The organism is Candidatus Methylobacter favarea (assembly GCF_902806695.1).
Taxonomy (GTDB): Bacteria; Pseudomonadota; Gammaproteobacteria; order Methylococcales; family Methylomonadaceae; genus Methylobacter_B; species Methylobacter_B favarea.
This window is the reverse complement of record NZ_CADCXN010000071.1, coordinates 1-12,808: the sequence shown is the minus strand read 5'-3', so window position 1 is coordinate 12,808 and position 12,808 is coordinate 1. Positions and strand designations below refer to the sequence as shown.

Here is a 12,808-nt window from a genome sequence, read left to right as displayed (position 1 = left end):
ATCAATACTGTTTAACAAGGCCAAGGCCGCCTGCCAGCGCTGTTTTCATCCCTGCTGTTCCTTATGCAGAAGTTTTGACTGCCTTCTTTCCGCAGGTACAGGTTGTAAATCCCAAATTAATCCAAACAGGGCCATAAGCCGGAGCAGGTAATAAGTAATATCGATTTCCCACCAAAAAAATCCCTGCCTGGCCGATACCGGATAATGGTGATGATTGTTATGCCAGCCTTCTCCCAGAGTGAGCAATGCGATAAAGCCGTTATTACGGCTGTCATCGTTGGTGATATAGCGCCTTGATCCCCAAACATGAGCCAGCGAATTTACCAACAGCGTGCAATGGATTAACACGACAGAAGAAATAAAGTACCCCCATATCAGCATTTGCCAGCCGCTGGTATTGAGTTCGGGAAATGACACTTCCAGCCATTTACCCAGACCCCATAAGGCGGTGGCGTACAGAATGGGAATGGTAATGTCAAACCGATCCAGCCAGCGTAATTCCGGAAATTTAAGCAAATCGCGCACGCTTTGCGTACGTATGGCAAAGTTTTTCAGACACAAAAACCAGCCCATATGACTCCATAAAAAACCCTTTCTTGGGCTGTGTGTATCTTTTTCCTGGTCGGAATAAATATGGTGACGGCGATGGTGCGATGCCCACCAGATAGGCCCGCGCTGGGTAGCGGTCGCCCCCAGCAGCGCAAACAGGAACTGGCAGAAGCGGCTGGTTTTAAACGCCTTATGGGAAAAATAGCGATGGTAAAAAGCGGTAATCCCAAACATTCGAATCAGATATGACACTGCCGCCACCCATAGCGCCACAGGGCTCCAGCCGACAATAAATACCAGCAGGCAGGCAAGATGTATCAAGATAAAAGGAATCACCCGCATCCAGTCGATCACTTCGCCTACATTATCAGCTTCTTTTATATTACTGTTATCAAACCAGCTCAGCAGCTTGATACACGTTGTTTGCAAAAACATCAGTCAATTCCTCATTAATTACCTATTGACAGATATTTAAAACCAATAGGCGTGAGCGTTATGTGAAGGTAATGGATTTATTTGTTCACAAAATGGAGCGGAGCCAACGCGAGCATAGGCCATCTATCAATCGGCTCGGGCAATCTTGCTTTCCCTTATCCTTGAGTCGTTAATCCTGGGTCAAGAGGAAGGTCTGGCTGGCTGGAGAAATGGCTGAGACTAAGGAAAAATACCGGGCGGTTGCCCACTGCTGACAAGGACAGCGCGGCACTGAGGCAAGTTTAAATTAAGGCAAAAATGGCTTTAGCAAACTTTTTGGCAGCAGGAAGCTTCAGGCGCTACCACGCCTGCCTTCGCCATGCGCCAGATAAGCGGGGTAAAATCCATCTTCTGCAACCTCATGCGAGTGATCCGCAGGCGGGCAGAAACAAAACAGCAGCCCCGGACCATAAAACCCCAAAAAAGGATAATAAGGCCAGCCCACGCATGAGGCCTAGAAGAAACGTCCCGGCATGTTGGAGCGCTCTGCCGTTCCTATCCATAGGCAGCACAATATCGGGCCTGATGATCGCCAGCAGTAACGCCAGCAGCGCCGCCACGGTTGCCACGATAAGGGTGGTGTGCACCCAAAAAGCGGCGCGGTTGGCCGCGAGCGCGGCACAGGCAACATGCTGGACCCCGTATACAATGGCAAAATGCAGCGCCCAAATTAAAAGCCCGGCCAAAGATAGCACCAATGTGCCGACAGACCTTTCGGAAAAGAGCTGTTTCGATGCCTTCATCATAAAATCATTCTCGGGAAGCCGTGAATTATCAGAAGACCGATAAGCGCCTGCGCCACGGTGTAATAAGCCAGCAGGTTGGTGTTTTCGAGCGTTGCAGAACGCACCCGGTCGAGCTTGCCGGTAAAGTGCCGCGCGATCACAAACAGCGCCATGATCAGCATGGCAAAAACCAGCTGGCCGGCTAAAATGCTATCCATATATACCATTGCCTCATAGCTCGATGCGGTCGGCCTCAGGCCTGTCTGCCAGTAGCACCAGATCTCCAGGCACACTGCAAGCACACTCGATAGCGCGCCCAGCAGCAGCAGCAGCGGAGTCAATAAATGCTTTTTACCAGGTTCCGGGAGGGTTCTCTTTGCGACAGCAAAAAATGCAGCACTGCTAACAAACAACAAGGCGCTCATGGCCGGCCATTGTAAAGCGGGCAGCTTCTGTGCAGCGGAGGGCCACACCTCAGGCGATACGGTCCAGAGATACAGATAGGAAAACAAATAGGCAAAGTACAGCGCGCCGGCAACCAGCATCAGAATAACCATTGCCCACCAGCCGTGGCCCATCGGTCCGGTGACATAAACGGGAAGCTTAAGCCCTGCGCCGATAGCCACGGGCCCTTTGCCGGAGCCTTTATCGAGCTCCCAGACCCAGGCCAGGCAGCAGGCGATGGCCAGCACGGCGCAAGCCAGCGCCGGCGCAACCACTTTGATGGTCAATAACAGAAAACAGGCGGCGGTAAAAACCGCCGCGAGCACATGCGCCCAGCCGTTACCGGGCATCTGGATCACATATTGCGGCGTGGCTTCAATGGCCGAGGTGACAATGGTCTCGCGTGCGCCGGTCGGGGCGTTGGGCAAATAATGCTCTCCTGCACTCACCTGCTCAGCAAGGCCGGGCTGTTCCCATAGCGGCTCACGACTGGTCACATGCGGAATGGAGCGCGTGGAATACACATCCGTAGGCAGCCATTCCAGGGTTCCGGCTTGCCAGGGGTTGGTCACGCCGCACTTCCCGACCCGAAAATTACGGATCAGGTCTATGATAAAAATCAGCACACCGGCGCCAAGGATATAAGCTCCGACTGTTGATATAAAGTTATAAGGCCCCCATCCTGACGCTTCCGAATATGTCCATACCCGGTGCGGCATGCCGATTAGCCCGGTAATATGCATGTGCAAGAAAGTCACATTAAAGCCGATAAACATCAGCCAGAATAACCATTTTCCGAGCCGCTCGGACAGCATTCGCGTACTGACCATCGGCGCCCAGTAATAAAAGGTCGCAAACAATGGAAAGACCATGCCGCCGACCAATACATAATGCAGATGGGCGACGATAAAATGGGTATCGTGCGCCTGCCAGTCGAACGGCACCATGGCCACCATAATGCCGGTCAAGCCGCCCACTGTAAAAATAAACAGCATGCCCAGCACGAACAGCGAAGGGGTGTTCAACTGAAAACCGCCTTTGGCCGAAGCGATGGTGGCGATCCAGGAAAAAACCTGGATGCCGGACGGCACCGCCACGGCCATGCTCGCCGCCGAAAAAAAGGCCAGACTGAGGGCGGGAATGCCGGTCGCAAACATGTGATGCACCCACAAGCCGAAACTGAAAAAACCTGTCGCGATAAGCGCGACGACGATCAGTTTGTAACCGATCAGAGGCGCGTGCGCCATCGTGGGCACAATCATCGAGACTAACCCGGCTGCCGGCAGGAAAATAATGTACACCTCCGGATGGCCGAAAAACCAGAACAGATGCTGCCACAGCAGCGGGTCGCCGCCGCCCGAAGCGGTAAAAAATGGCCAGCCGAACGAGCGTTCGATTTCCAAAAACATGGTTGCGAGAATGACCGCCGGGAACGCCACCACAATCATGCCCGCGAACACCAGCATGGACCAGCCGAAAATAGGCAGTTTGTCGAGCGACATGCCGGGCGGGCGGGTCCGCAAAATGCCGACTATAATTTCAATCGCCCCGGCGATTGCAGAGATTTCAATAAAACCGATGCCAAGCAGCCAGAAATCGGCATTATCGCCGGGCGAATAGGCCGTCAGCGTCAAGGGCGGATACATAAACCAGCCGCCTTTGGGCGCCAGACCGTAAAAGACCGTCGAGAAAAACACCGAGCCGCCAATGATATAAGCCCAAACCGCGAATGCGCTCAGGCGCGGAAACGGCAGGTCTCTCGCGGCCAGCATTTGCGGCAGCAGCAGCACACCCAGCGCCTCCATGGCCGGCACCGCGAACAGAAACATCATGGTGGTGCCGTGCACGGTAAAGATTTGATTGTAGAGGTCCTGGCTGACCAGATCGTTCTCGGGCACGGCCAGTTGCGTGCGCATGACCAGGGCCAAGAGTCCTGCAAGCACGAAAAAAGCAAAGGCGGCGCCCAGATAAAGCAGCCCCACCACCGTGTTGTTGACCGCCGTTATCCACCGCCACCCTTTTGGGGTTTCCCAAATGCGCAGCAATTCTTCCTCTTCACCTTGGGGTCGTGGTAAGGTATTTGGCAGGGCGGCCTTTTCTTCGATTGTTTTTATCACTAACTCCCCCTCATGGAATAAAGCAAAACCATGCCGCCGCTATAAACGACAAGAACCGCCGCTGAATCCGTACCCATACGCAAAATTGTGCGGTCGGCACGTTCGACCAGCCCCATAAGAAACAAGCCGGTGACGGCCAAACCCAGCAGCGTGCCGATTGCGGAAAAATCGCCGAGCTTAGATAACACCGGTGCTCCGGGAGCTATGATGTCAACGCCGAATATCAGCATCACGTTGAAAGGATTGGTGCCCAAAATCCCCGATATGGCCATGGTATAGAGGCCGCGGCGCACACTGGCAAACACCATGCTCGCTTCCGGCAACGATGTTGCGGCTGACATCAAGGCAAATCCGACAAATGACTCCCCTAATCCGCTTTGCCGGGCAATGACATCGCCGACAGTCGCCAGGGCGTAACCCGCAAACAGAATGACCAGCGCACTGATAACTATTTTCGAGATCAGCCAAACCGAACTATCGCTTTCAAGAGGCCGCGCATTCTCTCTTTTATCGCTACTGCCAAACCTTATATCGTCGGGATTGTTGATAACCCACGGCAGGCGCTGCCCGGCTTTACTGATTTTGATAAAACTGTATGCGGAAGCCGCGAGTATTCCCCACGACCAAAGCCCGGCGCCTAAAAACGGAATGTCGCCGACGATAATCGCCATGGCGACAAAAGTCAGCAGGCAAATATTAAATGCGCCTTGCAGCATGACTACAGGATCAGGAACTACTGAAGTCAAAGCCCGTTCGCCGAAACAAAAGTCGGCGACAGCCAGTACCGCCACCTGCATGGCAATACCGCCGAGCATATTGTTGACGGCCAGCGGAGCATGATTGGCGTGAGCCGCAGTAAAACTGGTGGCAATCTCAGGCAACGAGGTGATTCCGGCAAGCAGCAACAGACCGATCAACGCATGACTAAGCTCAAAGCGCTCAGCCAGCTCATCGGCATAAGCAGCGATTTTTGTGCCGGCAACCCAAACAGCACACGCGGCCACAGCAAAGAGCGAAAAATTAACGGCCAGGCTATATTGGTTAAAATCAGACATGTCCCTTACTCCAGGCCGTCCAGGTAAGCCGCTAAAGCCTGAAGCTCGTTTTCGGAAAAAAAGTCGAAAGGCGGCATCAGATTGTCCGGTTTGATTTTTTGATGGCGGCTGATCCATTGAGCAAAGTGCTCCGGCGCATTAGGCAGAATGCCGGCGCCGAGCGACAGCCTGCTGCCGACATGCGTCAAATCCGGTCCTATTTTTCCGTTCGCCCGAGTACCGCGAACAGTATGACAGCCACCGCACCCGCTGGATAAAAACAGCTGTTCGCCTTTGTTCTCAAGCGCTGGTTTCGCATCCGCCCGCTCCTTGGCGAGCCAGGCTTCATAGTCAAAAGGCGCCATCGCCACCGCATAAAATGACATCAGGGCGTGGGCGCCGCCGCAATACTCTGCGCATTGTCCATGCACGATCCCGGACTTGTCGGCCATGAAATGCAAGGTGTTGATGCGCCCGGGAATCATGTCGACCTTGCCCGCATATGCCGGTATCCAAAAGCTGTGAATTACATCCGCCGTCGATAACTCGATTTCAATGGGACGGCCCACAGGAATATGCAGTTCATTGGCGCTTTCCGTCGTATGGCCATCGTCATGCCGATAGATAACCCGCCACCACCATTGCTCGCCTACCACAGCAATATGCACCGGATCTTCGGCCCGGATCAACTTTCCCCCTGCTTTCAAAATCAAAAAACCATAGAACAGCAGAGTTGTTAAAGTCACCACGGGAAAAACGATTCCACCCAGAACAATGACTTTTTCACGGGCAAGTTTGTGACGCCAGTTGGCAGGACCGGCTATTGAAATCGCCATCAACACGCATATGAAGGCCGTTATCAAGGCCGCTCCAGTGAACATAATCCAGATCAACAGCGTAATTCGCGATGAAACCGGACCTAATCCTGCAAACGCCGATTGTTCGCCAGCACAGCCTGCCATGGCCAGCAACGCCATAACTAAAAACAGTATCGAGAAGCGATGGCTTACAATTTTCATGGTTGCGAGGCCGCTCCCCATTTATCTAACCGGGAATGCTCAGCCTGTGGCGGTTGACTCGCGAAGAACGACGCGGCGGCTTCGACCTGCTGCTCTGTTAACCGCTTTGCAACGACGGACATCATGGCACCATGCGGCGTTTGGTCACGGCCTCCTCGCCGCAGGATTTGCAATTGCTGCTTGATATACTGCTCGGACTGGCCGGCCAGTCGAGGATAGTCTGTTCGCCTCTTCACGCCGTGGCACGAGAGGCAAGCGGGAATCTTGCGCTCTCGGTCACCTTGTTCCGCCAGCTGGCGCCCCAGCTCGCGCGCTTCCGGAGAAGAAGGCCGGGCTCGCTTATGAGGAAAAGGCGTCAGGGATGCGTAATAGGCTGCCAAACGTTCAATTTGTTCATCATCGAGATCGTCTGCCACTGGTTCCATAAAGCCGCTCTGCCGGGAATCGTCTCGATAGTCCTGCAATGCCCTTATTAGATACGCTTCACCCTGGCCGCCAAGGCGCGGTATATGAAGGCTGGTCGGCGGTGCATCGGCCGTATCATGGCAACGGCTGCACGCTGTAAGGTCGAGTCTGGGCCGCCCTTCGCTGATAAATTGCTTGGCGGAATAGCCTTGAGTTTCGCTATTACCGCTTGCATGTCGATGGTAATCCGCCTTCGTCATTGATGGCAAGGCTTCCAGGAAGGCCGCTACTGCCCAGACTTCATCATCGCGATCCTTGCCGCTCCAGGCCGGCATGCCGGTGAATTGAATGCCATGACGCGCAATCCAGAACAACTGTTCGCGCGTCCAGTGGGGTGCATGCTTTTGCAGATCGGGAGGCGAAGGCAGCATATGCTCAAAAACCGGATTGACCGGTTGCCCCGGCACCCCATGACAGGTGGCGCATGTCCCTTGAAAGTGCGCAGCGCCAAGCGGCACCAGCTCGGCAATATCCAGCTTCGGCGGATCAACAGACCTGCTGTTGAATATAACCGAACGCTCCTTGCCCAGTTGCAGAAACCATTCTAGCCAGGCGGGATGGCCCGCGCTCGCCGCTATGTTGTAAATCCCGGAATAAGCAATAATGAAGGCGAGCGCAATGCCCCCGCCAAAAAGTCCAAGAGCCCAAGGCAGAAATTTACGCAAACGTCTTCTTACCGGCTTTGCCATGAGCTGTGTTCCGGAGCAAACGCCGAAGCTGCATTATTACTTTGCGACTCGCATAGTGTCTGGAACCAACGGAAAATCAGCACAACCGCGGCGAGCACATAAGTGATGGGACAGATAGTAATCATCAGCAGTCCCGCCAACTGCTGGTCGGCGAGCTCAATAGTCATAGGCGCATTAATCGCCGTCACAACGTAAAGCACACGCGGCGCAAACGTCAGCAATACGGCGATTAAACAAAATAACTTGCCGGTTAACAACAGAGCAATGACTGCCCGCCATAAATGTTTGCCGCTCTGATTGAATACCGTGAGCCAAAACCATAAGGCCTAAAAAAGCAGCGTTGCTTGCATGAGCAAGGCTCCGGCAGGCCCTTCCATCGCAAGAACTACACCCGGCGGCGAATGCCATGCGAAAAACACCGCAGCCTGCAGGGTGATAACCGAACACAATGTGGCGACACTAGCGGGATGGATGAATGAATGACGCAGCTTTCGAAGCAAGCTTGCCAAAACGGGTGCGGCCACCGTCATTAGAGCAATATGGATAATCATATGGCGCGAAAATACCCCGGCAATTTCGTTATAGCAAAGCGCCAGCAATGCCAGTACGGCCGCCGCCGACCATTCAATAAAGGTAAAAGATTTTAACAGGTTAGCTTGCATTGTTTCTCCTGGCCACAGCAAGGAACTTCCACATCATATTCGAAAGGGATATTTTTGACTTTTCGAGTTGTGTTTGGCTCGGCGCGCATGCCTCAACGCATTTATACAAGGAGCGAGGACAGAAGGACAGGCCAACCCAAAAATATGATGACTTATAAAATACTGCCTCATATAACCAACTACGATAAGACAAGCGGAATGAGAGAAGATTACGCCAACCGTGGCTTACAGCAAGGGAACGAACATGAAGCTGCTGAAGAAAACAACTGCCAGAGGCATGTGCCGGCGTTATGACGGCAGGCCTGGAAAGAGAGGATTTGCATAGCTGCCACGACGGTGGCGGAAATAACGCTGAGTGAAGTTGCCGAGTTTTCATGAGTGCCTCTTCCCCCTGGAGCCGGCAAAACCCAAGCGCTTTTACAGGCCCAACAAGTTACTATCCAGGTTTTGTCATTTTATACTCGTTTCAATTTCAGCTGGCAAGGGTAACTTTCAAGACCCTGTTTTTCTAAACAGGATAAAAGCCGCTTGATTTTGATCCCCGATGGGGCTTGGATTTGAGAATAAAAAAGTTACCTTGCGGTCAAATAAGCGGTTTTTATCCGGCTACAAAACTGTTGATGCTGCGGTTATAGAATCTGAACACGGCTCTAAGCCGGACTTTTACACTTTAATATTTGCTTCGTGAAAGAATACTTTCAGAAGATTCGAAAAAATAATAAGGCAGTTTTATAAAACGGCTGTTAATTTCCTTGATAATTCATAAGCGCCAGAAAAAATACCCTAGCGTCTGGCTCGAAAAAAGTCCTTTATTATTTCCGAACATTCTTGTTCCAGTACACCGCCTTCCCAGTTGGTTTTGTGATTTAAAAAACTTGCATCAGTAAGACTCAAGGCGTTACAAACTGCGCCCCGCTTGGGATCAAACGCACCAAACACCAGTCGCTGGATCCGCGCATGGCTGATTGCTCCCATGCACATCACGCACGGCTCCAGCGTTACATATAAAGTGGCCTCGCAAAGCCGGTAATTTTTCATCATCAACCCGGCCATTCGTAAAGTGACTATCTCAGCGTGAGCAGTCGGATCATGGTCCCCAATGGAGGTATTCCAGCCTTCTGCAATACACTGATTATCTTTAACAACTATGGCTCCTACCGGCACTTCACCTTGCTGCCCCGCTCTTTGGGCCAGCCTGATGGCATGACGCATCCAGGCTTCATCAGTTGCCTGGACTATTCCCACTCGATGGTTGCAGGAGGCTTGCCGGATATATCGTACACAACACGCGAGATTCCTGGCACTTCATTAATAATACGGCGGGAAACAAGATCAAGAAAATCATAAGGCAGATGCGCCCAGCGGGCTGTCATAAAATCGATAGTTTCAACTGCGCGGATAGCAATGACATAATCATAACGCCGGCCGTCGCCCATGACGCCAACCGATTTAACCGGCAAAAATACCGCAAAGGCCTGGCTGACCTGGTTATAGAGATCATGTCTGTACAGCTCTTCAATAAAAATAGCATCGGCCTGACGCAGTAAATCGGCATAGTTCTTTTTGACTTCACCTAAAATCCTGACGCCAAGGCCTGGACCCGGAAACGGGTGGCGATTAACCATATCGGCAGGCAAACCTAACTCCAAACCTAACTTTCTAACTTCATCCTTAAATAATTCCCGCAACGGTTCAATCAGTTTTAAAGCCATATTTTCAGGCAAACCGCCGACATTGTGATGGGATTTTATCAACTGGGCCTTACCGGTTTTTGAGCTGGCAGACTCAATCACATCAGGATAAATCGTGCCCTGCGCCAGCCATTTTGCAGCCGTTATTTTGCCGGCTTCTTCATCAAAAATTTCAATAAACAGATTGCCGATAATCTTGCGTTTCTGTTCAGGATCAGTAATTCCGGCTAAAGCTTCAAGATAGCGCTGCTCGGCATCGATTCTAACCACTTTAACGCCCATGTGTTCAGCAAAGGTCGCCATCACCTGATCGCCTTCATGCAAACGCAGCAGGCCGGTATCGACAAAAACGCAGGTCAATTGCTCTTCAATTGCTTCATGCAGCAATGCCGCGACGACTGACGAGTCCACACCCCCTGACAGAGCTAAAATCACATGATCTGTTCCGACTTTTTCGCGAACAGCATGAATATTGTCTTCAATAATATTGCCGGCTGTCCATAACGCCTCGCAGCCGCAAATATCCAACACAAAGCGCGCCAGAATTCGCCCGCCCTGTTTGGTGTGGGTGACTTCCGGGTGAAACTGTAAGCCGTACAAGGCTTTTTCCTCATGGGCAATAGCGGCTATCGGCGCGCCGTCCGAGCTGGCAATCAGTTTAAAACCTTCAGGCAAATTTATTACTCGATCGCCATGGCTCATCCAGACATCCAGCAAACCATAGCCTTCTGCAGAAAGATGATCTTCTATGCCGGTCAATAATTGTGAATGGCCGCGCGCCCGGATTTGCGCATAGCCGAACTCCCTGTGATCCGAACTCTCAACCTTGCCGCCCATCTGTTCAGCCATAGTCTGCATGCCGTAACAGATTCCGAGTATCGGCACCCCCAAATCAAACACTGTTTGCGGCGCTCTGGGCGTATCGTCGCTGGTCACTGTTTCAGGACCGCCGGATAGAATAATACCGTTAGGAACAAATTTCCTGATCTCTTCATCAGTGCTTTCGCACGAGTAAATCTCGCAATAAACGCCGATCTCACGAATGCGGCGCGCTATTAACTGGGTATATTGTGAGCCAAAATCCAAAATCAGGATTTTGTAAGCGTGGATATCTGAGGCTTGCTGTTTCACGAAAAAATCGGATAATTGCCAAATTAGCTAATAGAAAGGACACGAAGACCGGAAAGAAAAATTCAAGCCTTTCGTGCTCTCCGTGGTGAGTAAAAATTATTAAATGCTGCCGGTAATTACTCTGAACGGTAGTTAGGCGCTTCTTTAGTTATGGCAACATCATGAACATGGCTTTCGCGCATACCGGCACTAGTTACCCGCACAAACTGGGCTTTTTCATGCATTATTGCAATGGTTTGACTACCGGTATATCCCATACTTGCACGAATACCGCCGAGTAATTGATGGATAACGGCAAGCAGACTGCCTTTATAAGGCACTCTGCCTTCAATGCCTTCCGGCACCAGTTTTTCCACGGAATCGGCTTCCTCCTGAAAATAACGGTCGCTCGAGCCCTGCTGCTGCGCCATTGCACCCAAAGATCCCATGCCGCGGTAGGATTTATAAGAGCGTCCCTGAAATAATTCAACTTCTCCGGGCGCCTCTTCCGTACCGGCGAATAATCCGCCCAGCATGACTGAATATGCGCCGGCTGCCAGCGCTTTGGCAACATCCCCGGAATAGCGAATACCGCCATCAGCAATTAATGGCACACCGCTTCCTTTTAGCGCATCAGCAACATTACTGACTGCAGTAATTTGTGGAACGCCGACGCCGGCAATAATACGGGTGGTGCAAATAGAGCCGGGCCCTATACCCACCTTAACGCCGTCCGCTCCGGCCTCAACCAGGGCAAGGGCTGCACCCGCTGTGGCAATATTGCCGCCTATAACCTGAACCTCGGGATAATTCTGTTTCACCCAGCGCACCCGGTCCAAAACGCCCTGGGAATGACCATGAGCCGTATCAACAATAATGACATCCACGCCGGCTTCAACCAGCGCGGCAACGCGTTCTTCCGTGTTATAGCCGGTGCCTACCGCCGCGCCGACCCGCAGTCTTTCCTGCTCATCTTTGCACGCTTGCGGATAATCCTTGGCTTTTTGTATGTCTTTTACGGTAATCATGCCGCGCAAATGAAAGGCATCATTGATCACCAGGACTTTTTCTATACGGTGTGTATGTAATAAAGTAATGGCTTCTCTGCGATCAGCATTTTCTTTAACGGTAATCAAGCGCTCTTTTGGGGTCATGACTTTTGAGACGGGTTCATCAAAACGCGTTTCAAAGCGTAAATCGCGGCTTGTCACAATACCGACCAATTCATCTCCGTTAACTACAGGCACCCCGGAAATATTTTTAGCCCGGGTTAATTTCATAACATCGCGTATGCTGACATCGGGCGTAACTGTAATAGGGTCTTTAATTACGCCACTTTCGTATTTTTTAACACTTCGCACTTCACGGGACTGCTGCTCTATTGACATATTCTTATGAATAATGCCTATACCCCCTTCCTGAGCAATAGCAATCGCGAGCCGGGCTTCAGTCACAGTATCCATTGCAGCAGCAACCAGCGGGATGTTCAATGCAATGCGGCGGGTCAATTGGGTCTTCATTTCTACATCACGTGGCAGTACAATTGAGTGCGCGGGTACTAGTAAAACGTCATCAAACGTAAGCGCTTCCTGAATAATTTGCATAACCACCCTAACAATCAGTTTATATAAAATTATATTATACTGTGAGTTGTTGTGACTGTCAGGCGCACAATAGTTGCAATTTGTCTATCTTGTCAGAGCACGCATTCAGGCAATGTTTGTACATCATAGATAAATGCACTAGTACGATCGGCTGGGCGGCGGGGTGGGCAAAAAAAACCCAAGCATTTCAGGCTTGGGTGGTAATAGGCGCTTGGCAATTCCCTA

10 protein-coding genes and 1 pseudogene are annotated in these 12,808 nt (G+C 51.6%); all 11 read right to left on the bottom strand.

Going from position 1 to position 12,808, the window contains the following annotated elements:
- Window positions 1–45 precede the first annotated feature (45 nt).
- Complete coding sequence (locus HUX64_RS11280) at window positions 46–984, bottom strand: acyl-CoA desaturase (protein ID WP_174626335.1); 939 nt, start codon at window positions 982–984, stop codon at window positions 46–48.
- Window positions 985–1,382: 398 nt separating this feature from the next.
- Window positions 1,383–1,769: a hypothetical protein gene (locus tag HUX64_RS11275; RefSeq protein ID WP_246246999.1), complete on the bottom strand. Its 387-nt coding sequence runs from the start codon at window positions 1,767–1,769 to the stop codon at window positions 1,383–1,385.
- Window positions 1,766–4,309: a cbb3-type cytochrome c oxidase subunit I gene (locus HUX64_RS11270; protein WP_174626334.1), complete on the bottom strand. Its 2,544-nt coding sequence runs from the start codon at window positions 4,307–4,309 to the stop codon at window positions 1,766–1,768. The genes HUX64_RS11275 and HUX64_RS11270 overlap by 4 nt, the downstream gene beginning before the upstream one ends.
- The gene (locus HUX64_RS11265) at window positions 4,309–5,364 is read right to left on the bottom strand and encodes a sodium:calcium antiporter (RefSeq protein ID WP_174626333.1); all 1,056 of its coding nucleotides are present in this window, start codon (window positions 5,362–5,364) and stop codon (window positions 4,309–4,311) included. The genes HUX64_RS11270 and HUX64_RS11265 overlap by 1 nt, the downstream gene beginning before the upstream one ends.
- A 5-nt stretch (window positions 5,365–5,369) precedes the next feature.
- The gene (locus HUX64_RS11260) at window positions 5,370–6,362 is read right to left on the bottom strand and encodes a cytochrome c oxidase subunit II (protein ID WP_174626332.1); all 993 of its coding nucleotides are present in this window, start codon (window positions 6,360–6,362) and stop codon (window positions 5,370–5,372) included.
- Window positions 6,359–7,516 carry a c-type cytochrome gene (locus tag HUX64_RS11255; RefSeq protein ID WP_174626331.1) on the bottom strand — a complete coding sequence of 386 codons (1,158 nt, stop codon included), beginning with the start codon at window positions 7,514–7,516 and terminating at the stop codon, window positions 6,359–6,361. The genes HUX64_RS11260 and HUX64_RS11255 overlap by 4 nt, the downstream gene beginning before the upstream one ends.
- Window positions 7,501–7,827 (bottom strand): annotated as a pseudogene (locus HUX64_RS19725) (cytochrome c oxidase assembly protein); the annotation flags it as partial. The gene HUX64_RS11255 and the pseudogene HUX64_RS19725, both read right to left, overlap by 16 nt.
- 15 nt (window positions 7,828–7,842) lie before the next feature.
- Window positions 7,843–8,178, bottom strand: coding sequence for a hypothetical protein (locus HUX64_RS19720; RefSeq protein ID WP_246246998.1), 336 nt, complete (start codon window positions 8,176–8,178; stop codon window positions 7,843–7,845).
- Window positions 8,179–8,961: 783 nt separating this feature from the next.
- Window positions 8,962–9,423, bottom strand: coding sequence for a tRNA adenosine(34) deaminase TadA (tadA, locus tag HUX64_RS11245; protein ID WP_174626330.1), 462 nt, complete (start codon window positions 9,421–9,423; stop codon window positions 8,962–8,964).
- Entirely contained in the window at window positions 9,414–11,000 is a 1,587-nt protein-coding gene (gene guaA / locus HUX64_RS11240; protein WP_174626329.1) for a glutamine-hydrolyzing GMP synthase, read from the bottom strand. Before guaA ends, tadA begins: the two co-directional genes overlap by 10 nt.
- Before the next feature lie 116 nt (window positions 11,001–11,116).
- Window positions 11,117–12,583: an IMP dehydrogenase gene (gene guaB / locus HUX64_RS11235; protein WP_174626328.1), complete on the bottom strand. Its 1,467-nt coding sequence runs from the start codon at window positions 12,581–12,583 to the stop codon at window positions 11,117–11,119.
- Window positions 12,584–12,808: the final 225 nt, after the last annotated feature.

Coding starts and splice junctions, on each gene's coding strand:
- HUX64_RS11280 (WP_174626335.1), bottom strand. CDS start 984: ATGTTTTTGCAAACAACGTGTATCAAGCTGCTGAGCTGGTTTGATAAC.
- HUX64_RS11275 (WP_246246999.1), bottom strand. CDS start 1,769: ATGATGAAGGCATCGAAACAGCTCTTTTCCGAAAGGTCTGTCGGCACA.
- HUX64_RS11265 (WP_174626333.1), bottom strand. CDS start 5,364: ATGTCTGATTTTAACCAATATAGCCTGGCCGTTAATTTTTCGCTCTTT.
- HUX64_RS11260 (WP_174626332.1), bottom strand. CDS start 6,362: ATGAAAATTGTAAGCCATCGCTTCTCGATACTGTTTTTAGTTATGGCG.
- HUX64_RS11255 (WP_174626331.1), bottom strand. CDS start 7,516: ATGGCAAAGCCGGTAAGAAGACGTTTGCGTAAATTTCTGCCTTGGGCT.
- HUX64_RS19720 (WP_246246998.1), bottom strand. CDS start 8,178: ATGCAAGCTAACCTGTTAAAATCTTTTACCTTTATTGAATGGTCGGCG.
- guaB (WP_174626328.1), bottom strand. CDS start 12,583: ATGCAAATTATTCAGGAAGCGCTTACGTTTGATGACGTTTTACTAGTA.